Below are 21,854 nucleotides of genomic sequence, written 5' to 3'. Positions count from 1 at the left end.
CGCAGAGCGACGCCTTGGTGGTCTCCTAAGGCTACCAGTGGGCCGAAAGCGGTGGCCGGGCTGGCCCCTCGGCCACGGTCGCCCGACATGGGGACAACTTTGAGGTAACGCGCGTACTTTAACCCCTGGATTGTGTCCGGGTGTGGCGCGACCCCGGCTGACTGTTTGAAAGAGGCGGACCCATGGACCTGAATTCACTGCTGAGCTGGGTGTCGATCTCACTCGCGACCATCAGCCTCGTTGTCTTCGTCTCGTTCTTCGTTCTGGTGCGGAGGCTGTACCGGCGCATTCGCCGTAGCCGCAGGCTGACCGGCGCGGTGTTGCGTTCTCGAACCATCCTGAGTTGGGGCCCGCAACACGAGGTTCTGAAGCTGCAGTTGCGGCTGATGGAATCTCTCGACAGTGGTCAGGCAGCCGTCGACCTGGCCCGGAGCAGCCAGGGCCCGCTCGGCGAGCTTCCGCGACTTTTCCGTCGCATTCAGGGCGAAAGCGTCACGCTGCAATCGCAGCTGCGGCTGCTGACGAGCGAGACCGATCCTGTCGTGCTCGCCGAGGCGCTGTCGGTGGCCGGCCGCCGTGTCGACCAAGTGGCCGGGTTGGTGCGCCGGCTGCGCTCGGCCGTCGCTGCCGGTCTCGGAGAGCTCACCGATGACACCCTCACGGCCCTTCGCTCCGAGGTCGACCGCGAGGTGGCCGCGCTCCGGGCTGGGGTCGATGAGTTGCGCTCCCTCAACGGCCGCTCGCTCAACGGCCACTCCCTCAACGGCCACTCCCATAACGGCAACGACGGGTTCTCCGATCCGCGCCGGCCCCTGCCCATGAATACTTTCAACAGAAGGACTGAATCATGAGCCTCACCTCGCGGCTGCGCGTCATCCTCCGCAGCAAGTCAAACCGGGCCCTGACCCGGATCGAAGACCCCCGCGAGGCCCTCGACGACAGCTACGAGCAGCAGGTGAAGTCGCTCCAGCAGGTGCGCCTGGGGCTGGCCGAGGTCGCAACGGCGAGGAAGCGAATTGAGCTGCAGGGGCAGGACATGGGCGGCCGCTACCAGCGGCTGGCCGACCAGGCCCAGGAGGCGCTGAACCAAGGCCGGGAAGATCTGGCCCGCACGGCGCTGGAACGCCGGTCGCTCCTCGAGGGCCAGGTGGCAGCCATCCGTGACCAGTACCTCGCTTTGGCGCAGCAGCAGGCGCAACTGCAGGACAACGAACGACGCCTCGCCGAACGGGTCGCCGCTTTCCGCACGGAGAAGGAGACCATCAAGGCCACCTACGCTGCCTCCGAGGCTCGGGTCAAGGCCAACGAGGCCGCGTCCGGCATCGGCTCGCAACTGGGCACGGTCGGTGCCGACCTCGACCGGGCCAAGGACCGGGTCACCCAGATGCAGGCCCGCGCCGCCGCCACCGACGAGCTGCTCTCCAGCGGCGCTCTGAACGATGTCACGGCCCCGCTCGACGCGGACCTCGAGCGGCAGCTCTCGGCGGGGGCGACCAGAGCGGCTGTCGACCGCCAGCTTCAAACGATGAAGGAGGCCCGCGCCACGGACCGGGGCCCCGGCCCGAACGCTCGCGGAGGAACCGACGCCTGGTTGAGTATCGGCGAGGGCCCGCCTCTCCCCTGATCCTGGTCGTCGACCAACTCTGAGCCAGGTCGTCGAACCAATTCGACGGAGATTTTGGCGGAAACGCTACTTTCCGGGGCATCCTGGACCTATCTTGGCAAAATCTCCGTCGAATTCGTTCGCGCTGCGGGGCAGAACAAAGCGCGAGGTGCATGCCCGAACCGCACAGGCACTTCGGCGCATCAGGCGGGAGATGTGGCCACCTCAGGAGATCAGGCCGGGCCGAGCCGGGTATCCGCACCCGTTCCGCACTGGTCCGCGCCGACTGAAGAATTTGGGCGACGGATGTCCTGAGTCAGCCACGCACGCAAGCTCCCCTGAGCCTGAGCCTGAGCCTGAACCTGACCTGAATTACGGTTGCTCGGGTGAGCCAAAATCTCCGGCGAATTCGTGCGGCGCACGGGGCGCAACCTCACGCGGGCGCGCACACGTTCCCTCCGGGAACAGATGCCCCGCATCAGCTGCGGGCCTGCGCCAGGCCGAACGAGCGGGCGCCGCGCCGGCTGGCGACGGTCCAGTACGAGGCCAGAACGCTCACCAGCGCGAAGATCAGCAGGATGGCCGCGGGCCCGCCGGCGCTGCCGCCTCCCCCGGAGACAATGGCCTGCATGCCCCGCACCGCCCAGGTGAGCGGCAGGAACGGGCTGATCATCTGGAACGGCGCCGACACCAGCTCAATCGGGTAGAGCCCACCCACCGCGGTGAGCTGCAACGCGAGCAGTACCAGGGAGACCACGATTCCGACCCGGCCGAACGCCGCCGTGAGGAAGTGGTGCACCGCCGCGAACACGAAGGCGAGGAACACCGTGAAAGCCAGGGTCGACGGCAGGATCGACCACGAGACGCCGAGCGTGCTGTGCAGCAACAACACCACGACCACGGCCTGCGCTGCAGCGATGCCGAACGCACGGCCGAGGCTGCGGGCCACGAGGTTGCCGGTCGACGCGGTCGACGCGAGCGCGAGCGCGGACAGCGGCTTCATCACCTGGAAGATCGCCAGGGCACCGATCCACAGGCCGATCGGCACGAAGACCATGCCGATGACCGGGCCGATCGACGCGAAGGCGTTGTCGCGCTCCGCGGTGATGCCGACCGGTTCGGAGACGACCGCCGCGGTCGTCACCGGGTCGGTGTCGGTGAGCGGGGCCGCGCTGTCCGCGCCGTCCTGCAGTCCGCTGGCGAGTTCGACCGCGCCCGATTCGAGCAGGCGGGCGCCCGCCGCGGCATCCGTTGTTCCGGTGACCAGCTGCGAGAGGCCGGTGGAGATGCCGGCAACTCCGGTGGCGAGGTCGCTGGCACCGCCGCGGAGGTCGCTGCCACCGGCGGAGAGCAGGCTCGCACCGTTGGCGCTCTGAGACACCCCATCGAGCACGCCTTCGAGGCCCGTACCCGCCTGGCTGATGCCGGTGCTCTGCGCGGCGAGGGCGTCGAGTCCGCCCTGGAGCTGCAGCAGGGCCGGCGCGTAGTCGGCGACCCGCGGGTCGCTCTGCATGGCCGCGTTCAGCTGCCTGAAACCGTCGGCGTTGGCCTGCACCCCGGCCGCGTAGGCCGGTAGGCCGGTCGCGAGCGGAGCCAGCCCGGCCGCGCCCGTGCTCAGCCGGGTCAGGCCGTCGCTCAGTCCGGTGACGCCCTGGGTGTACTCGGTGACGCCGGAGGAGAAGCTGGCGGCGCCGGTCGCGGCGGATGAAGCCCCGGATGCCGCGGCGGCCGTGCCGCCGGCCAGCGAATCGAGTCCGGTGGCCACGCCGGTGACCCCGATCGAAACCCGCGCGGCGCCATCCGCCGCCTGCGTGAGGGACTCGCCCAGCATGGCCAGGTTGGTGTAGAGCCCGTTGAGGTACTGCGAGGTGATCTCGCGGCCGAAGACGCCCGACATGGCGGTGCCCACCGACTGGGCCACCGATCCGGCCAGGAACGAGTGCGCGTCATCCGTGCGGATGCCCAGGTCGGCCTGGGTGGGAGCCGCCCCGCCCAGCGAGGTCACCGACGCCGAGAAGTCCTTCGGGATCGTGAGCACCGCGTAGGCGTCGCCGGAGGCCAGGGCCGCCGCGGCATCCGCGGAGTTGGAGATGGTCCAGTCGAACCCGGTGGCCTCGGACCCGTCGTCGGAAGGCTTGGTGAGTTCGGTCACGAGCAGGCGGCCGGCGAGCACCGGCTGCTCGGTGCCGTCGGGCAGGGTGGTGGTGACGATCTCGTCGTTGTTGACGACGATCGCCGGCAGCGTGTCCACGCGCTGATCGGCGGTGGCGAGGGCCCCGGCGAAGAGTCCGGCAACCGCCAGCGGCACCACGATCAGGCCCGCCAGCAGGGCCCCGAAGGCCCCTCGGCGCTGCCCGGGCGTGCGGCTGAACAGTTTCTCAAGCCTGGTGCTCATCGCTGCAGGGCCTTTCGGTCACGGGAATCGAGTTCGAGGGTCTGCAGCGGGCGGGCCCCGCGGTAGACCGCGATCGCCTCGGGGAAGGAGGCGGCACCGACGATGAGGGCGGTTGACGCCGGGGCGAGGATCGCCAGCACCTGCACGAGGTCCCGCCCCGCCGGGTCGACGGGCAGTCCCTCGCCGAGGTCGACGATGACAACTCCCGGGGTCTCGGTGAGCGCCGCCGTCACGAGCACCGCGGCACGGCCCAGGGCGGAGAGGGACGATACCGTCGTGCCGGCCACGATCGGGCCGGCGTCCCGGCCGCTCGACGGGGTGCCGAGCGCACTGTTCAGACGCGCGATCCACCCCGCGAGAAGCGAGCGGCGCGACGCGGCGCGGTACCACGGATGCGCCAGGTCCAGCCGTTCGGCCAGCAACTCCCCCACGGTGAGCCCATTGTCGCGGCTGTCGCCCACGTCGGCGAGCGCCACCGCGCAGAGGGCGCGGCTGCGCTCGGACGGCACCGGAAAGCCCATGACCTGGAGGCGGCCGAACACCGGGTCGAGCCGGCCGGCCAGGGTGGCGGCGACGACGCGGCGGTGGGTGGCGGAGCCGGTCAGTACCACCACCGCGCCGGCGTCGATGGTGAGGTCCAGCGGCCCGAAGGGGCTCTCCGGCAGCCCGAAGACGGCTCCCTCGGCCGTGATGGCGTGCGGCTGGCTGATGGCCCATTCTTTGTCGGCCAGGTGCCGGCGCAGACCCTCACCCTCGATGTCGACGTTGGGCAGAATGCGGGAAAGCCAGCGTGGCAGCCACCAGGCGGCATCGCCGGCGAGGGCCATCGCGGCCGGGACCAATGTCATCCGCACCAGGAACGCGTCGAGGAGGACTCCGACGGCGAGGGCGAACGCGATGCCTCGATCGCCCCGGTGCCCTCGGGCACGAAGGCAAAGAAGACGAAGAACATGATCAGGGCGGCGGCCGTGACCACGCGGGCGGCGTGGGAGAACCCGTGCACGATGGATTCGCGGGCCAGGCCGGTCTTCACGAACTCCTCCCGCATGCCGGAGACGAGGAACACCTCGTAGTCCATGGCCAGCCCGAAGAGCACGGCCATCAGCAGGATGGGCAGGAAGCTCAGGATCGGCCCGGGGGTTTCCACCCCGAGCAGCTCGGAGAACCAGCCCCACTGGAAGATCGCCACGGTCGCGCCGATCGATGCGGCCACCGACAGCAGGAACCCGAGGGCCGCTTTGATCGGCACGAAGATCGACCGGAACACCATGGTCAGCAGGATGATCGAGAGCCCCACCACGATCAGGGCGAACGGCACGAGCGCGTTGCTGAGGCGGTTGGAGATGTCGATCGACACGGCGGTCGCGCCGGTCACGGCGATGGGGGTGCCCAAGTCGTCGTCGATCGATGGTGCCAGATCGCGGATGGCCTGCACGAGCGCCTTGGTCTCGGGCGCGTTCGGCGCGCTGTCCGGCATGACCTGGATGATGGCGGTGTCGACGGTCGGGTTCGGAGTGCCCTTGCCGACGAAGGCCACGTCGGGCAGGGTGCGCAGGGCCGCGCCGATGGTGTCGAGGTCACCGAAGATACCCGTCGTCTGGGTGATGTCGACGACGACGATGAGCGGACCGTTGTAGCCCGGACCGAAGCCCTTTTCGAGCATGGTGAACGCCTCTCGCTGCGTCGAACCGGCCGGCTCGGACGCCCCGTCAGGCAGGTTCAGGTCGAGGCTGAGGGCCGGGATCGCCAGCGTGCCGAGCACGCCCACCACGAGGAGCACGGCCACGACCGGCGCCCTGAGCACGAGGTTGACCCAGCGGTTGCCGAGGGTGGGCCGGCCGGTGTCTGGACGGGTGGCCCGGTGGTGCGCGCGGCTGCCCGTCTTGGGAGTGAGGCGCCCCTTGGCGAGGCCGAGAACGGCGGGGAGGAGCGTGACCGCCACGAAGATCGAGACCAGCACGGCGAAGGCGGCGCCCAGCCCCATCACGCTGAGGAACGGGATGCCGACCACGAGCAGCCCGAGCAGGGCGATGATCACGGTGATCCCGGCGAAGACGACGGCGCTGCCGGCGGTGGCCACGGCCGAGGCGGCCGAATCGTGTGGTTCGACCCCGTTGGCGAGCTGCGTGCGGTGCCGCGACAGGATGAAGAGCGCGTAGTCGATGCCTACGGCGAGCCCGAGCATCAGGGCGAGCATGGGGGCCGTGCTCGAGACCGGCACGAATGCGGAAATCACGGTGATGCCGCCGATGGCGACGCCGACGCCGATCAGGGCCATCAGCAGCGGCATCCCGGCGGATACGAGCGAACCGAAGGTGATCACCAGCACCACGCCCGCGAAGATCAGGCCGAGCACCTCGGAGATGGTGATGCCGAAGGTGTTGTCCTGGAACACTTGGCCGCCGAAAGCGACCTCGAGGCCGGCTTGCTCGGCGATATCCCGCGTCCCGGTCACGTCGTCGAGGGTTTCCGCGGTGACGTCGGTTGATAAGCCGGACAACTGAACCTGGCTGAACGCACTCTCCGAGTCGTCGGAGATCGCGCCCGACGCATATTCGTCATAGGGCGTCAGCACCGAGTCGACGCCGGGCACGTCCGCGAGTTCGGCCGCCATGTCGACGATGGCCGTGCGGTAAGGCTCGTCGGTGACGGATGCCCCGTCCGGGGCCGTGTAGACAACCTGTACCGCGGCGCCGGCCGCCTGGGGGAACACCTCGCCGAGCTTGTCGATGGTGTCCTGTGATTCCGTGCCGGGAATCGCGTACGACTCCTGGGTCTGGCCACCGAGGGCCACCCCGGAGCCGAGGATCCCGACCAGCAGGATGGCCCAGATGCCGAGCACCAGGCCCGCACGCTGGTAGGCGAAGTGGCCGATTCGATAGAGCAGGGTTGCCATGGGTGGTGCTACTTCCGGGACGGGGCGGTGCGAACGGTGACAGGGGCAAGCAGCTCGGTGATGACGGTCAGGAGAGCCGGTCGGACCTCTTCCACCGGGGCTATCTCCTCCCCGAGGAACGTCATGCCGGCCACCAGGGTGTAGGCGGCGCCGCCGAGGGCGATACCGAAGCGGATGCGGTCCTCCGTACTCGCATCGCCGTGGCAAAGCGTGTCGGAGAGGCGCACGATCACCACTCCTGCCCGGTCGATCACGGGGATGCCGCGCAGCGACTGAGACTGGTTGATGAAGGTGTGCAGCTCGAGGCGGAATTCGAGGATGAAGTCGATGAAGTCGTTCACGAACCGGCTCCGGGTCAGGGCGCTCTCCTCGGTGGCGAGGAACCGTTCGAGAATGGCCTCCAGCCGGTTCACCGCCGGGGTGAGCACCTCGTCGAGGAGCGCTTCCTTGGAGGCGAAGTGGTAGAGCACGCTCGATTTGGAGTACCCGGCCGCGTCGGCGATCTGCTGCAGCGAGGTGCCGGCGAACCCGACCGAGGCGAACTGTTCCAGCGCTGTCGCGCGCAGTTCTACGCTGGTGCTCTGGCGGTTGTGTGGGGGCTGGGGCACAACGGGCTCTGGAGTCACCCGATCACGGTGCCTGACCGATCGGTCAGAGCCTGTCCGATCGGTCAGATTGTCGGGAAACACGCAGCCGGGCAACTTCCGGGTAGCGTTAGACGCGGAGGTCTTCATGCGAAAGTTCATTTTCAGCAGTGCCATCATCGGCGTGCTCGCCGGCGGTTGGAACATTCTGAGCGCCACCCGCACCGGTCCGCGCGACTGGCGCCTGGCGCTGATGTGGGTCGGCTGGCTGCTCAGCGCCGCCGTCGCCATCGGAACCGTCATCCAGGATGCCGACGATCGCCGAATCGAGGACTAAGTCCTCCGCTGTCGGCGTGTCAGCGCGGGCCGTAGCGCGCCGCACGGCAAACTGAAGAGCTCACGGGCACGTTAGCCGAAAGGGGATCCCGATGTTTGGTCGACGACGTCGCGTCGCACCGGTCGCACCGGTCATCCCCCCGCCCGTTCCCGAGCTCAGCGACGCTCAGGTATTCGAGCTCCTGCACACCCAAATCGCTCGTCTCGTCGGCGCCCAAGGCCAGTGGACTCTGGTTCCCCGCAGCAGTGACGACACCGACGTGATCTTCCACGATCTGAAGGCGAATCAGATTGCCTCGTCCCTGGCCTCCGTGCTCCGCACCGAGACCGCCGTTCTGCGCGGCGAGGTCACCGCCGAGCCCACCGCGCTCCCCTTCATTCCCGCCCCGATCTCCGTTTGGGCCGAACCGGAGCGGGCGCCGACGGCCACCCTTCCGCGCTTCTCCGCCGCTGCTTCGACGGACAACGCCCGCCTCGTCGCCTGACCCTCGGCCCCGCACGCTTGCTTGCTTGCTTGCTCGCTCGCTCGCTCGCTCGCTCGGCAACGCGATTACCGTCCACTCCGGGTCAACCTGCACCGGTGACCGCAGTCGGCACTGAGTTCCGGTGCGGATGATCGTCCAGTGCTTGTTTCGCAGGAGCAAAGGGTGAGCATGGCACAGCAGTACTCCGTCGGACGAGCGCATCCGTTTGCAGCTGCGGAAGAAACGCCCTGCGGCACCGGAGACCACCCATCCCAGGCGCTCGAGATCGCGTTGTGCTTCGGCTGGATCGACGGGCAAGTGAACTCTCTCGACGGTTACTTGTCGCAGGCCTTCACTCCCCGCCGAGCCCGCAGCGTGTGGTCACAGCTCAACCGGGACTCAGCCCTTACCCTCATCGCGGAGGGGCGGATGCGTCCCGCCGGGTTCTTCCCGGCGCTCACGTCCCAGAACCGCTTCGCGATCCCGTTCCGCCTCGACGGCGCGAAGCAGCCCGAGGCTCGCGCCGCGAAGATTGCGACCTACATCGGCATGCTCGAACGCGGGGAAACGCTCTACCGGCAGAAACCCCGAGACACCCCTGCGCCGAGGAGCTTGCCGGACGCGCCCGTATAGAGTTCCGCCGCATTCTTTGTAGGTCTTCTTCGGACTCGCCCTGCCGCGGAATTCTAGATTGAAGAACATGACTTCCAGCACCCGCATCGCCCGCACCCCGACACCCCGCATCATGAGCGTGCGCGACCTGTCGCAGATCGCCATCTTCGCCGCCCTGATCGCCGCACTCGGACTGCCCGGCGCCCTGAGCATCGGGGCGGTGGCCGTGCCGATCACCTTCCAGACCCTCGGGGTGATGCTGGCCGGGGCGATCCTCGGGGCGCGCAAGGGCTTCTTCGCCGTGCTCCTCCTGCTCGCCCTCGCCGCAGCCGGCCTCCCGCTGCTGTCTGGCGGGCGCGGCGGCATCGTCTGGTTCACCACCTCACCCTCCGCCGGCTACCTCTACGGCTGGCTGCTCGGCGCCCTGGTCATCGGCTACTTGACCGGCCTGCTCCTCCCCCGCTACCGGCTCTGGGCGGCGCTCGGCGCCACCACCCTCGGCGGCATCGTCGTGGTCTACCTGATCGGCGTGCCCGTCACCGCGATCAACCTGGGCCTGCCGCTCTGGGTTGCTCTCGTCGACGCCGCGAAGTTTCTGCCCGGCGACCTGATCAAGGTGGTCGTGACCGTACTGGTGGCCCGCCAGGTTCACAGGGCCTACCCGGGTCTGATCCCGCCGCGCCGCAGCGCCGCTCCCGCGCCCGAGGCCGCCGACGTCACCGCCGGAGCAGTCACGCCTGCATCATGAGCAGGATCGACTTCGACAGTGTCTCGCATGCGTTCGGTGAACGGATGGTGCTGCGGGACATCCGTCTGACCCTCACCGAACAGCGCATCGGCATTGTCGGGGCGAACGGTTCGGGAAAGTCCACCCTCGTGCGCCTGATCAACGGATTGATCAAGCCCGACACCGGAATCGTGAGCGTCGGCGGCCTCGACGTGGCCCGGAACGCCAAGGCGGTGCGCCGGCAGGTCGGCTTCATCTTCACCAACCCGGACAACCAGATCGTGATGCCCACCGTGGCCGAAGACGTCGCCTTCACCCTACGCCGCCGCGGGCTGACCCCGCTCGAGATCTCGACCCGCACGCGGGCGGCGCTCGAGCGCTTCGGGCTCGAGCAGCACGCCGACCATCCGGCGCACCGGCTGTCCGGCGGCCAAAAGCAGTTGCTGGCGCTGGCGGCCGTGCTCGTGGCGGAGCCTGAGATCGTGGTCGCCGACGAGCCGACCACCCTGCTCGACGCACGCAATGCCCGGCGCATCACCGAACTTCTGCTCGGCCTGAGCCAGCAGGTCATCGTGGTCACCCACCAGCTGGACCTGCTCGCCGCCTTCGACCGCGTGATTGTGATCGAGGACGGCCGGGTGGTCGCCGACGGTGCACCGGATGCCGCGCTCGGCGCGTACCGGGAGCTGCTGGCATGATCGGGCCGGCATGATCGGGCTCTATCACCCCGGCCACTCGCTGATCCACCGCACGCCGATGCTGCTCAAGCTCGTGCTTCTCTCGCTCGCCGTGCTGCTCGTCGGCTCGCTCGGCGAGCTCTGGCAGCTGGGCGCCTGCCTTCTCGGGGTCGCCGCACTGTTCCTGGCGGCGCGGGTGCCGCTGGGCGCGGCGTGGCAGCAGATCGGCCCGCTCCTGTGGATTTTGGTGATCGCCGTTCCACTTCAGGCGCTGTTCGCCGGCTGGACCACGGCCGGCCTGATGGCCGGGCGGCTGCTGATCGCCGTGGCGCTGGCGGCGCTGTTCACCGTGACGACCACGGTCACGGCCGTGCTCGAGGGCTTTCAGAAGCTTCTGCGACCGTTCCGTCGCTGGGTCGACGCCGACCGGGTCGGCCTCCTCCTCGCCCTCACCCTGCGGTGCATCCCGCTCGTCACCGAGATCGTGTCCGAGGTGATCGAGGCCCGTCGGGCGCGCGGCACCCAGGGTTCGCTGCTCGCCCTGGCCGTGCCGGTGGTCGTGCGCTCGCTCTACGCCGCGGATGCGATCGGCGAGGCTCTGGCCGCCCGCGGTCTCGACGACTGAGGCCGGAGCGGTTCGGCCCCGGCAGGTCGGTTGCGGCTAGGTTGAGACCACCAGCGGTTTCCGGTCTCACCCCGACCGGACAGGCGAGGAGCGGAGCGCGATGACCCAGCCCGGCGGCACGACCGAGGCACGGCGACGAGGACGGCTGCGGCGCGGCATCCGGGCCGGCGGCTGGTGGAGCCTGACCGCGTTCGCACTCGTCGTGATCGTGTTCCTGGCCTGGGCGAACACGGTGCGCGTGGCCGATCGGGCCGCGGCGGACGAGGTCTTCGCCAACCCGAACGTGACCGTCACCGACACCCCCACGTCGGTCGTCCTCGCGCCCGCCGACGACGCCGGCGACATCGGCCTGGTCTTCGTTCCCGGTGCCCGGGTTGACCCCTATGCCTACCTCTACAAGCTGGCGGGCACGGTCGAAGACACCGGGGTGACCGTTGTGATCACCAAGCCGGTGCTCAACCTCGCCATCTTCGACCGCCGGACGTTGTCCACTTTCACCGACGCCGTCCGCAACGTCTCCACCTGGTTCGTGGGCGGCCACTCGATCGGCGGCGTGCGAGCCTGCATGCTGGCGGACGATCCCGCGGTGGCCGGGCTGGTGCTGTTCGGCAGCTACTGTGCGGCCGCGCCGGAGCGCACCGATCTGCGGGCCCTCAGCCTCAGCGGGAGCGCCGACGGCCTCAGCACCCCGGAGAAGATCACCGACAGCGCAGATCTACTTGTGCCCGACACCCGTTTCGTCGAAATCGAAGGAGCCAACCATGCGCGGTTCGGCGACTACGGCGTCGAGAACGGCGACGGTGTTGCCACCATGTCAACGGATGCCGTTGCCGCCGAAATCACTCGCGAGCTCACTGAATTCCTGACACAGACAACCCCGTAGTCGGCAACCTTCCCCGGTCCGCGGTTGCGGTGCACTGAAGCGGCCGGCACCTGACGAACCCGATCGTTGGAGCACGGCGTGAGCACCCTGGTCATCTTCGATTCGACCTCCAAAACCAGGGCAACCATTGCCCAGACAATCGCCGTCGAGCTCGGCGACGGCACCAGGGCAGTTCCCGTCGACAGCGCGGTCGTGGGCTGGAAACCTTCGCCGCGCCTGCAGGCCTTCCTCGCCCAGCGTCGCCCCGGCACCCTGCGGGGCGCGGTCGGCCGCCTTCGACACCCGGGGGCGCACATCCGTGCTGCCCCGCTGAGGTGCAAGAAAGGCCCGGGTCTCCTTGACCGGGGCCTCTCCTGCCGCTCTCGTGTTGTGTTCTGTGTTACGTGGTGGTCAGAGAGTCCACGTACTCCTGGTTCTCGGAGATCCACTTCGCCACGATCGGCTCGTAGTCCTTGCCGTCGTAGTCGACGAACATGGCCTTCTCAAGCGAGTACAGCTTGTTGAGGTCCATGTCGAAGCCCTTGATCCACTCGGTGGCCTGCGGAAAGTCCTCGGCGAAGTCGGACTTGGCGTAGCTGTGGAGCGACTCGGTGTTCTTCAGGGTTCCCTTGGGGTCCTCGAGGGTCTTGATCGGCAGCGAACCGTAGGCCCAGTGCGGCTCCCACAGGGTGACGACGATGTTCTCGCCGGCCTTGGTGGCCGCGGTCAGCTCGGTGAGCATGGCTGCGGTCGATGAGGTCAGGTATTCCATGTCGTCGAGGCCGTAGGCCGGGATGACCTTCTCAGTGGTGGCCTTGGTCAGGCCGGCTCCGGGTTCGATTCCGACGATGCGGTTGCCGAACTTGTCGGCGTTCCTGGCCAGCTCGTCGAGGGAATCGATGGGGGCATCCTTGTTGACGGCGATGGTCAGGCGGGATTCCTCGTTCCATGCGCCGAGGTCGACGATGTCATCGCCGTACTCCTTCACGTAGGACGCGTGGGTCTGTGGCATCCAGACATCCATGTTGATGTCGTAGTCTCCGGTGGAGAGACCCGAGTAGACGGGGGCAACGTCGGCGTATTCCAACTCCGCGTTGTAGCCCTTCTCGTCGAGGATGGCCTTCCACAGTTCGGAGACCGCGACGCCTTCATCCCAGCCGTTGAACACGGCGATGGTGATGTCTTTCTGGTCCTTGTTCCCGTCGCCGACGACGGCGGCCTCGGCCGAGGCGCAGCCGCTGAGTGCGAGGAGCCCAACGGCTCCGAGGGCGATGAGGGACAGTGATCGGTTTTTCATATTGTTTCCTTTCGTGTCGCCTGGTGGGCGACCGGGGCAGAATCAGAAATCAGGAGGTCGTGTGCGCGGCGCACTGACTCAGGCGGCCAGGGCTTGCTGGGCGCGGCGCTTGCGGGCCGACATGATTCGACCGAGCGGGGTGTCGCCGGTGCCGAGTGCGGCGGTCAGGCGGTCAAGGAAGATGGCGAGGATCACCACGGCGAGGCCGGCTTCGAAACCGAGTGCGACGTCGATGCGGTTCAGGCTGGCGACGACATCCGCTCCCAGCCCCCCGGCACCGACCATACCGGCGATGACGACCATCGACAGGGAGAGCATGATGACCTGGTTGATACCCGCCATGATCGTCGGCATCGCCAGCGGAAGCTGGATCTGCCGGAGGATGCGCCAGGGCGAGGCGCCGAAGGCCTGTCCGGCCTCAACCACTTCTCGGTCGACCCCGCGGATGCCCAGCTCGGTGAGGCGGACTCCCGGAGCCATCGCGAAGATGATGGTGGCCACGATTCCGGGCACGACGCCCACGCGGAACAGGATCAGCGCGGGAATCAGGTACACGAAGGCCGGCATGGTTTGCATGAAGTCGAGAATCGGCCGGATGATGTTGGACGCCACCGCGGACTTCGCCGCCAGGATGCCGAGCGGCAGGCTGAGGGCGATCGCGAGCACACTGGCGACCAACACCAGTGCGAGGGTGTCCATGGCGTTCTCCCACTGGTCGACGCCGACGACGACGATCAGACCGAGGACGGTACCGACCATGAATTTCCAACCGCGGGTGGCCAGGGCCAGCCCCGCCGAGAGCACGATGATCACCCAGAAGGGCGGCGCCACCAGGAGGAAGTCGACCAGTTCGTAGGCACCGTCGAAGACGGCCCGGATGAAGTCGAATAAGAACCCGAACGTGTCGGTGATCCAGTCGATGAACCCCTCCACGAGGGTACCCAGAGGAAGTCGGAAGTCGTTCACAGGTCGGCTCCTTCCAGAGCGGTGTCGCGGAGGGTTTCGGTGATCACGCTGATGGAAATCGTGGCCGCGGGCTCGATCACGGGCACGTCCCCCGTATTCGTGCTCACGTTGCCGAGCGCGGCCAGCAGGGTCACCCGCGGGATGACGCCGAGCAGACGGTTCTTCTCATCGACCACGGCGATGGCCAGGTCACTGCCGACCGAGGGTTCGACCAGGTCGACCAGCGGGGTGTCCGGGTTGACGGAGATCGCATCCGTGCGCACTATCGCGCGCAGATCGGTCTCGCCGGCCTTGACCTGCCCCAGCACGTCGCGATCGCGCACCACACCGGCGAAGGTGCGGTCGCGGTTGAGCACGAAGGTGGCGGAGGTCTGCAGGTCGCGCATGGTGCGGAGCGCAGCTCGGGGACCGCCGGTGATCGTGACCACGGAGCGCACGGGCTCCATCACGCTGGCCGCGGTCAGCACCCGGGCGCGGTCGACATCCTGCACGAACTGAGCGACGTAGTCGTTCGCCGGGTCGGTCAGGATCTCCTCGGGGGTGCCGATCTGAACGATGCGACCGTCGCGCATGACCGCGATGCGGTCGCCGAGGAACATGGCCTCGTTGAGGTCGTGGGTGATGAAGATGATGGTTTTGCCGAGCTCGGCCTGCAGCTCGATCAGCTGCTCCTGCATTTCGCGGCGGATCAGCGGGTCAAGGGCCGAGAACGCCTCGTCCATCAGGAGTACGTCGGTGTCGGCGGCGAGGGCCCGGCCGAGGCCGACTCGCTGCTGCATTCCGCCGGAAAGCTCGGACGGCAGGCTGTCGGCCCAGCCGTCGAGCCCGACGAGGCGGATGATGGTGCGCGCCTTGGCGAGCCGCTCCTCGCGGCCCATGCCCTGCACCTCGAGTCCGTAGGCGACGTTGTCGATCACGGTGCGATGCGGTAGCAGGGCAAAGTGCTGGAACACCATGGAAATATTGGTGCGGCGCACCTCGCGCAGCGCGGCGGCGGAGATGCCGGTGATGGCCTGGCCGGCCACCGTCGCGCTGCCGGAGGTGGCGTCCAGTAGCCCGTTGAGCATGCGGATCAGGGTGGATTTGCCCGAACCGGACAACCCCATCACCACGAAGATTTCGCCGCGGTGAACCTCGAATGAGGCGTCGATAACGGCGGCGGTGCCCAGCGAGGACACCTCATCGCGGCTGGCTCCCGCGGTCAGCTTCTTGACGAGCTCGTGCGGACGACGCCCGAACGCTTTGTACAGTCGATCTGCCTTCACGGCAATAGTGTCGGTCACGGATTCTCCCGGTGCACGCCGGGCGGGGCCGAATCACGGCCGACGGAACGGATGCACGCTGTGTCGGACGGGTAGGCCGTGACCGGCCTCGACGCGATGGAAAGCGTGGGCTGGAACGATCATGGGGATCGCATCCGTCATGGCCTCACCATACGAAGCGCCGTACCGATGGGGCCGTGGCTGTACATTCGCGTCCTGGTGAAGGGTCGTAAGACCAGCAGCTACCCTAACACGGGGGTATTTGCGTCGCAGAAGCAGCGATTTCGACGGTTTCGGGTAGCGGGGAGAACCAGCCCTACCGCAGGCCGCGAGACAGTCGCCGCGGAGCATCCGTGCCGGGTCGCGTTCGACGACCCGGGCCGGACTCAGGCCTTGAGCGCCGCGATCTGCGCGGACTTCTCGGTCGCGGCGGCCGTTTCGGCGGCGCTGGGCACACCGTGGTGGGCGATCATCGTGGTCTCGTCGAACGGCTCGTGACGGTCGAGCACCCGGTCGACCTGGGCACGATCGATCTCCTTGGTCCAGGATCCGATCAGCACGGTGGCGACGGCGTTGCCGGTAAAGTTCGTGAGCGCGCGGGCCTCGGACATGAAGCGGTCGATGCCCACGATGAAGCCGACTCCTTCAAGCAGCTGCGGGGCGTGGGCCTGCAAGCCGGCGGCCAGGGTCGCGATCCCGGCACCGGACACTCCGGCGGCACCCTTGGAGGCGATGATCATGAAGGCGAGGAGCCCGATCTGCTCGCCCAGGGCGAGCGGCTGACCCATGGCCGTGGCGATGAAGAGCGACGCCATGGTCAGGTAGATCGCGGTGCCGTCGAGGTTGAAGGAGTATCCGGTGGGAACCGTGACGCCCACGACCGGCTTGGAGACGCCGAGGTGCTCCATCTTGGCGATCAGGCGCGGCAGCGCCGCCTCGGAGGAGGAGGTAGAGAAGATCAGCAGGTACTCTCGGCCGAGATAGCGCATCAGCTTGAAGATGCTGATGCCGGTGACGATCTTGAGCAACCCGCCGAGGATGACGACGATGAAGAGCACACAGGTCAGGTAGAAGGCGCCCATCAGGGTGAAGAGGCTGATAACGGCCTGGAAGCCGGTGGCACCGACGACGGCGGCGATCGCACCGAAGGCGCCGATCGGCGCGAGCCACATGACCATGATCAGGATGCGAAAGACCAGGGCCTGCACGTGCGCGATGCCCTCGAGGATCGGCTTGCCGGCGGCTCCCATCTTCTGCAGCGCGAAGCCGGCGATGAGGGCCACCAGCAGGGTCTGCAGGATGTTGCCGGCGGTCAGTGCGGAGAACAGTGTGGTCGGGATGATGCCGAGGAAGAAGTTCGATTCGGCGGCTTCCGGCGGCACGAAGGTGGTCGCGGTGAGATCGAGCCCTGAGCCGGGCTTGATCACGTTGCCCACGACGAGGCCGATCGCCAGGGCGAAGGTGGACATGGTCAGGAAGTAGCCGAGGGCCAGTCCGCCGATCTTGCCGACCGTGGCGGCCTTCGCGATGGACCCGATGCCGAGGATGATCGTGCAGAAGATGATCGGCGAGATCATCATCTTGATCAGGGCGATGAAGATGTCCCCGAGCGGTTTGAGCGAGACGGCGAATCCGCCTGTGCCGCCGAAGAGCAGGCCGACGATGACGCCGAGGATCACCGCGACGATGACCGCCATGTACAGGTAGTGGGACTTGTCAAACTTCTTCGCGGGCTGTGCAGCGCGAGCGCGAGGCAGTGATGCCATAAAAGACTCCTTTGTCTAGTAACTAGGCTGGGGTGAGGCGCTGGTGCGCCCGGACCATCCGTGGTGTGTTTCACACTGGACGACCGAGGCGCCCGCGTCACTGTTGCGGTCATATTGGTCACGGTCGCGCAAATGGAAGAAGGATGCGATGGGGCAAGGCTGGAGCATTGCGCGCCGCCTGTTCCTGGCGAACGCCCTGGTCATCATGGCGATAACCGTGTTCGCGGGCACCGCGGCCTTCGTGGACGCCCGCGACCGCGGTTTCGTCGCCGCCGAGGAACGGATGCTGTCCGTCGCCAGCGCCATCGCCGACAACCCGCTCGTACTGGAGGCCAGCCGCTCAGCCGATCCCAGCGCGGTGCTCCAGCCGTACGCCGAGCGGGTCACCGCCGACGCCACCCTCGACTTCATCACGATCATGGCGCCCGACCGCACCCGCTGGACCCACCCGACCGAGTTGGAGATCGGCCGCCCCTACATCGGTACCGTCACGCCCGCCCTGGCCGGGGAACCGTTCACCGAGGTGACCACGGGCACGCTCGGACCCTCGGTGCGGGCCGTCGTTCCGATCACCGACGAGCAGGGAGCCGTTCAGGGCCTGGTGGCTGCGGGGGTGAAGACGAGCAACCTCTCCATCGCGCTGAGCGCGCGGCTGCCGGCCGTGCTGGGGGTGGCCCTGATGCTGCTAGCCACGGGCACCCTCGCCGCCTGGCTGCTCGGTCGCTATCTGAGCCGGGTCACGCTCGGCTGGGGACCGGAGCAGCTCGCCCAGCTCTTCGTCTACTACGACTCGGTGCTGCATTCGGTGCGGGAGGGTCTCGTGCTCGTCACTCTCACGGGCGAGGTCGTGCTCTACAACGATCAGGCTGCCCGGCTGCTGGGCCTGCCGCCGCGCTCACCGACTGAGGGCCGGGCATCCTCCGCCGCCACGCAGAGCCTTGACCGTCTCGACCTTCCCCCGGCGCTCGCCGAGCTACTGAAGAGCGGCCGCCCCGCCACCGACGAGATCCACGTCACCGACACGCGCGTGCTGGTCGTCAGCCAGCTGCCGGCACTGAAACCGGGCAGCGGCCGCACCAAACCCGCGCCGATGGGCTGGGTTGCGACCATCCGCGACCACACCGACCTGCAATCGATGGGCAGCGAGCTCCGGTCGATGCGCACCCTCTCGGATGCCCTGCACGCCCAGACCCATGAGCACGCCAACCGGCTTCACACCATCGTGTCCCTGATGGAACTCGGGCGCAGCGCCGAGGCCCTCGATTTCGCCACCAAAGACCTGGAGCTCAGCCAGCAACTCACCGATGACATGCTCGACTCGGTGGACGAACCGGTGCTCAGCGCCCTGCTGATGGGCAAGTTCGCCCAAGCCAGCGAGCTGGGCGTGCTGCTCACGGTTGAGGCGGCCGGAACCCTCGCCGATTCCGGCCTGACGGCGCAGGACCTGGTCACGGTCGTGGGCAACCTGGTCGATAACGCGCTCGACGCGGCCGCCGGCGGCGAGGCACCCCGCCGGGTGCACCTCTCAGTCGGCTCCACGCCCTCGTCGGTGGCGATCGAGGTGGCCGACACCGGGCCCGGCGTCGACCCGGACGCCGTGACGGACATCCTCCGCCGCGGTTACAGCACCAAGGAGCCCGGCAGTTTCGGCCGCGGCCTCGGACTGGCGTTGGTGCGGCAGACGGTCAACCGGCTCGGCGGCAGCCTCAGCATCACCCGCCGCGAGGGGGCCGTGTTCACGGTCACCCTCCCCCGGCAGCCGGAGCAGCCCGCCGCGGGCATCGAACGCGACCTCGCGGCGATGATGGGCGGATCGCATGACTGACCGGGACATCCGGGTGCTCGTCGTCGAAGACGAAGCCATTGCGGCCGAGGCGCACGCCGCCTACCTCGGGCGTCTGACCGGTTTCGTGCACGCGGGCACCGTCGGCGACGGCCATTCCGCCCTGCGCGCCCTGGCTACGGCCGTCACCGCCGGGCAGCCCATCGATCTGGTGCTGATGGATATGACCCTGCCCGACCTGCACGGCCTCGACGTGAGCCGACGGATGCGCGCGGCCGGCCTGACCACGGACATCATCGCCATCACGGCGGTGCGCGAACTGCACATCGTGCGCGGCGCCGTGGCGGCCGGCATTGTTCAATACCTGATCAAGCCGTTCACCTATTCGACCTTCGCGCAGAAGCTGGTGCAGTATCGGCACTTTCGGCTTCAGCTGGGCGGCCTGTCCGCGATGACCAGCCAGACCGACGTGGACCTGGCGTTCGCGAGCCTGCGCACGCCCACCGAGCTGCCGCGGCCAAAGGGCCTGTCCGAGGGCACCCTGGGCGCGGTGATCGAGTTCCTGAAGCTGCAGACCGTTCCGGTCTCCTCCAGCGAGGTCATGGAGCAGCTCGGCATTTCGCGGGTGACCGCCCGGCGCTACCTTGAGCATCTGGCCGACACCGGCTCGCTCGAGCGGTCGCCGCGCTACGGCACGCCGGGGCGGCCAGAGAACGAATACGTCTGGCGCCGGTGAACCGTTCGGGTAGCTGTTTCAGAGCTCCTCCTTCATGATCTCGGACAGGTGGTCGTCCTGCGCCCGGGTCAGATGCCGGATCAGCGACGCGATGCTGTTCGCCTCCGGGACGGGCCGGAGGTTCAGCAGCTCCGCACCGGCATCCTTGAGCACGGCGTGCACGACTCCGCGGACGCGCCCGTACGATTCGGCGAATCAGGTAGCTCGACAGCATTCGTTGTCTCTCGTCTGGTCGTGAGCCGGCGAACCTTCGGTGGGCCCCGATCGGTCGGAGACAGAGTAGACCGAGTGGCCGCCGAATTTACGCCGCGACGGGCGAAGCCGGCAGCGGGTCGGGGCGGACGTGACCACCGGCGCGGACCGCAGCACCGAAGGAGGATCCTCAGGCGCAACCGAAACCAGCGCCGGAACGGTTGTTGTATCCCGCGGCGGGTCACCCCGTGCCGGCGGGCGGGTGAACGGCGGTGGTGCCCGTCTGTGAGAGACGGTGAGACACGAGATCTGACTGATTGTCGCAACGGCAGCGCGGGGCCAGGCTCTCAAAGGAACCGGTCGAGGTCCACCACACCCAGCGTAGCCAGGGACCGTGCAAGCATCTCCTCGATCCGTTCTGGTAGGTCCTCCCGTTCGGCAAGCCGGTTCGATACCTCCTGAACGCCGCTGAAGTACGCCACCAGATGCCAGGCCTCGCGGTCGTGGTCGAGTCCGGACGGGATCTCCCCCGCTGCCTCGGCCTCGCGAAGCAGCATCGCGATGCGCGCGACCCAGCCCACGTACGGGGTCGGCAGGATTGCCGGGATCAGGTGATATTCCCGCACGAGCCGCACCGAGGCCCGCACGCGCACGTCGTTCCGGAAAGCGCCGGCAACCCCGCGGATCGACGCCACGATGGCCTCGATCCCGCGCATGGGTGACGCATCGCCCAGTACGTTGGCGAACGGAGCCCGCGAAAACGAGGAATGCACGAGCGCGAGCGCCATATCCGACTTGGCTTTGAAGTGGTACTGTACCAACCCCTTGCCGGTGCCCGACTTCTCGGCAACCAGGCCGATCGAGGTGCCCGCGTAGCCGCGGTCGGCGAATTCGATTGCCGCCGCTGCCAGGATGCGTTCACGCGCCTCGATCCTGCGAGCATCACTTCCAGCCACCAGCACCTCCGGGAATCGTCACCGTTCGACCGAATGGTGCGATATACCAGCCTAACCATCGGGCCGGGACGCCTTCACCTGAGAGTGCTGTACGATCGTACAAGTCCCCGGGTGAGATTCAGTTCTCGACTGACCGGGAGGATTCAGGGGGACCCGGGGACCAACGCAACCCCAGTCGGATTCGCATCTGGCTGGGGTCTGCTCCCCCGAGCCAAACCCCATCGCCCTCCACGGAGTGCCTCTTTCCCGCCCCCAACGGTCAAGCCCGCGGGGGGGGGGGGGGGGGGNGGGGGGGGGGGGGGGGGGGGGGGGGGGGGGGGTCGAGCCTGCCCAGTCCCGGCGACCCGCCCCTCGGAGGTTCCCTGCCGGTGGTCGAGCCTGTCAAGACCCGGGACCAGAGCCACGCCCTACAGCCCCACCGCCTTGCTCGATAGTGCGATCAGTGTCTGCTCCGGATCGTTTTCCACCGGTGGCCGCAGCCAGTATTGCGTTCTCGTGCGGGTGATCTTCCAGTGCTGGTTGTGCAGCAGCAGATGGTGCGGGTGGCAGAGCAGCACTCCGTCGGCGAGGTTGGTGTCTCCACTGTCTGTGAGCCATTCGTTGATGTGGTGGGCTTCGCTCCAGGCCGGTGATCGGTCGCAGCCGACCCAGAGGCATCCACCATCGCGCACTCCCATCGCGGCGCGCTGTGCCTCCGTGAAGAGTCGTTCGTCACGGCCGACGTCGATGATCTGGCCGATGTCGTCGAATTTGATGCCGCGGGTGCCGGTCTCGCAGAGCAACCGGTCGATGGTTTCCTGCGAGATCGGGACCGGGTTGCCCTCGATCTGCCCGTGAGCGGCGGGTTCGGCGGGACCCGGCTCGCCGGTCTCAGCCGTGAGCGCCTTCTCGGTCACGATCACGCGCACCGCCGGGCGGCGTCCGCCGAAGACCCGGCCGGGGTCGGCTTCGCCGGCGATCTTCAGCAGCTGCACGAGGGAGTCCGCGTTGATCTGCTCGGTGCTGCGCGGGTCGTCCTGCATTTTCTGGGCCCAGGCGGCGCGTTCCGGGTCGACGAAGCGCACTCCGCCGCGGCGGGGTCCGGTGATGGAGTCGAAGGTGGAGAGCACGAACTC

At 68.0% G+C, this 21,854-nt stretch carries 22 protein-coding genes; 11 read left to right on the top strand and 11 right to left on the bottom strand.

Going from position 1 to position 21,854, the window contains the following annotated elements; all coding sequences use genetic code 11:
- Window positions 1-182: 182 nt before the first annotated feature.
- Window positions 183-851 (top strand): hypothetical protein, encoded by a 669-nt coding sequence (locus E3T40_RS11435; protein ID WP_134543613.1) that lies wholly within the window; start codon window positions 183-185, stop codon window positions 849-851.
- Window positions 848-1,624, top strand: a complete 777-nt coding sequence (locus tag E3T40_RS11430) for a PspA/IM30 family protein (protein ID WP_134543610.1) — start codon at window positions 848-850, stop codon at window positions 1,622-1,624. The genes E3T40_RS11435 and E3T40_RS11430 overlap by 4 nt, the downstream gene beginning before the upstream one ends.
- Window positions 1,625-2,081: 457 nt before the next feature.
- Here E3T40_RS11430 and E3T40_RS11425 read toward each other — a convergent pair whose 3' ends face one another.
- Genes E3T40_RS11425 through E3T40_RS11415 form a run of 4 tightly spaced genes read right to left on the bottom strand, consistent with a single transcriptional unit; the run spans window position 2,082 to window position 7,520 of the window.
- The gene (locus tag E3T40_RS11425) at window positions 2,082-3,998 is read right to left on the bottom strand and encodes a YhgE/Pip family protein (protein ID WP_134543608.1); all 1,917 of its coding nucleotides are present in this window, start codon (window positions 3,996-3,998) and stop codon (window positions 2,082-2,084) included.
- Window positions 3,995-4,846, bottom strand: a complete 852-nt coding sequence (locus tag E3T40_RS17110) for a hypothetical protein (RefSeq protein ID WP_241981754.1) — start codon at window positions 4,844-4,846, stop codon at window positions 3,995-3,997. Before E3T40_RS17110 ends, E3T40_RS11425 begins: the two co-directional genes overlap by 4 nt.
- Window positions 4,843-6,894, bottom strand: coding sequence for an MMPL family transporter (locus tag E3T40_RS11420; RefSeq protein ID WP_241981753.1), 2,052 nt, complete (start codon window positions 6,892-6,894; stop codon window positions 4,843-4,845). Before E3T40_RS11420 ends, E3T40_RS17110 begins: the two co-directional genes overlap by 4 nt.
- An 8-nt stretch (window positions 6,895-6,902) precedes the next feature.
- The gene (locus E3T40_RS11415; protein WP_241981752.1) at window positions 6,903-7,520 is read right to left on the bottom strand and encodes a TetR/AcrR family transcriptional regulator; all 618 of its coding nucleotides are present in this window, start codon (window positions 7,518-7,520) and stop codon (window positions 6,903-6,905) included.
- 106 nt (window positions 7,521-7,626) lie between these two features.
- On the opposite strand from E3T40_RS11415, the gene E3T40_RS11410 reads away from it, so the two are divergent.
- The 7 genes from E3T40_RS11410 (at window position 7,627) to E3T40_RS11380 (ending at window position 11,802) form a co-directional block, all read left to right on the top strand.
- Window positions 7,627-7,815: a hypothetical protein gene (locus tag E3T40_RS11410; protein ID WP_104195104.1), complete on the top strand. Its 189-nt coding sequence runs from the start codon at window positions 7,627-7,629 to the stop codon at window positions 7,813-7,815.
- Between the two features lie 91 nt (window positions 7,816-7,906).
- Window positions 7,907-8,299, top strand: a complete 393-nt coding sequence (locus E3T40_RS11405) for a hypothetical protein (RefSeq protein WP_134543603.1) — start codon at window positions 7,907-7,909, stop codon at window positions 8,297-8,299.
- Between the two features lie 168 nt (window positions 8,300-8,467).
- A complete protein-coding gene (locus E3T40_RS11400; protein WP_198411987.1) occupies window positions 8,468-8,911 on the top strand; it encodes a YdeI family protein in 444 nt (147 codons plus the stop codon).
- Window positions 8,912-8,978: 67 nt separating this feature from the next.
- On the top strand, window positions 8,979-9,638 hold the full coding sequence (locus E3T40_RS11395) for a biotin transporter BioY (RefSeq protein ID WP_104195102.1): 660 nt from the start codon (window positions 8,979-8,981) through the stop codon (window positions 9,636-9,638).
- Entirely contained in the window at window positions 9,635-10,315 is a 681-nt protein-coding gene (locus E3T40_RS11390; RefSeq protein WP_134543598.1) for an energy-coupling factor ABC transporter ATP-binding protein, read from the top strand. The genes E3T40_RS11395 and E3T40_RS11390 overlap by 4 nt, the downstream gene beginning before the upstream one ends.
- A 10-nt stretch (window positions 10,316-10,325) precedes the next feature.
- On the top strand, window positions 10,326-10,919 hold the full coding sequence (locus E3T40_RS11385; protein WP_134543595.1) for a CbiQ family ECF transporter T component: 594 nt from the start codon (window positions 10,326-10,328) through the stop codon (window positions 10,917-10,919).
- Window positions 10,920-11,019: 100 nt separating this feature from the next.
- Entirely contained in the window at window positions 11,020-11,802 is a 783-nt protein-coding gene (locus tag E3T40_RS11380; RefSeq protein WP_134543592.1) for an alpha/beta hydrolase, read from the top strand.
- 379 nt (window positions 11,803-12,181) lie between these two features.
- Here the strand turns inward: E3T40_RS11380 and E3T40_RS11375 are convergent, their stop codons facing one another.
- The 4 genes from E3T40_RS11375 to E3T40_RS11360 form a co-directional block, all read right to left on the bottom strand.
- The gene (locus E3T40_RS11375; protein ID WP_134543589.1) at window positions 12,182-13,078 is read right to left on the bottom strand and encodes a glycine betaine ABC transporter substrate-binding protein; all 897 of its coding nucleotides are present in this window, start codon (window positions 13,076-13,078) and stop codon (window positions 12,182-12,184) included.
- A 78-nt stretch (window positions 13,079-13,156) separates the two neighbouring features.
- Entirely contained in the window at window positions 13,157-14,044 is an 888-nt protein-coding gene (locus tag E3T40_RS11370; RefSeq protein ID WP_104102826.1) for a proline/glycine betaine ABC transporter permease, read from the bottom strand.
- A complete protein-coding gene (locus E3T40_RS11365) occupies window positions 14,041-15,327 on the bottom strand; it encodes a glycine betaine/L-proline ABC transporter ATP-binding protein (protein WP_134543586.1) in 1,287 nt (428 codons plus the stop codon). The genes E3T40_RS11370 and E3T40_RS11365 overlap by 4 nt, the downstream gene beginning before the upstream one ends.
- 365 nt (window positions 15,328-15,692) lie before the next feature.
- Window positions 15,693-17,072 (bottom strand): cation:dicarboxylate symporter family transporter, encoded by a 1,380-nt coding sequence (locus tag E3T40_RS11360; protein ID WP_134543583.1) that lies wholly within the window; start codon window positions 17,070-17,072, stop codon window positions 15,693-15,695.
- A gap of 148 nt (window positions 17,073-17,220) precedes the next feature.
- Between E3T40_RS11360 and E3T40_RS11355 the strand changes: the two genes are divergently transcribed.
- A complete protein-coding gene (locus E3T40_RS11355; protein WP_134543581.1) occupies window positions 17,221-18,897 on the top strand; it encodes a sensor histidine kinase in 1,677 nt (558 codons plus the stop codon).
- Complete coding sequence (locus E3T40_RS11350; RefSeq protein ID WP_104195097.1) at window positions 18,890-19,591, top strand: response regulator; 702 nt, start codon at window positions 18,890-18,892, stop codon at window positions 19,589-19,591. Before E3T40_RS11355 ends, E3T40_RS11350 begins: the two co-directional genes overlap by 8 nt.
- An 18-nt stretch (window positions 19,592-19,609) precedes the next feature.
- Here E3T40_RS11350 and E3T40_RS11345 read toward each other — a convergent pair whose 3' ends face one another.
- The 3 genes from E3T40_RS11345 to E3T40_RS11330 all read right to left on the bottom strand — a co-directional run.
- On the bottom strand, window positions 19,610-19,753 hold the full coding sequence (locus E3T40_RS11345) for a hypothetical protein (RefSeq protein WP_134543578.1): 144 nt from the start codon (window positions 19,751-19,753) through the stop codon (window positions 19,610-19,612).
- Between the two features lie 377 nt (window positions 19,754-20,130).
- A complete protein-coding gene (locus E3T40_RS11340; protein WP_158252068.1) occupies window positions 20,131-20,739 on the bottom strand; it encodes a TetR/AcrR family transcriptional regulator in 609 nt (202 codons plus the stop codon).
- Between the two features lie 407 nt (window positions 20,740-21,146).
- The coding region (locus E3T40_RS11330; protein ID WP_134543572.1) for a DUF222 domain-containing protein at window positions 21,147-21,854 on the bottom strand (708 nt) is incomplete at its 5' end.

Source organism: Cryobacterium sp. TMT1-19 (assembly GCF_004403055.1).
Taxonomy (GTDB): domain Bacteria; phylum Actinomycetota; class Actinomycetes; order Actinomycetales; family Microbacteriaceae; genus Cryobacterium; species Cryobacterium sandaracinum.
The sequence above is the reverse complement of the archived record's forward strand: the minus strand, read 5'-3'. Positions and strand labels throughout refer to the sequence as shown.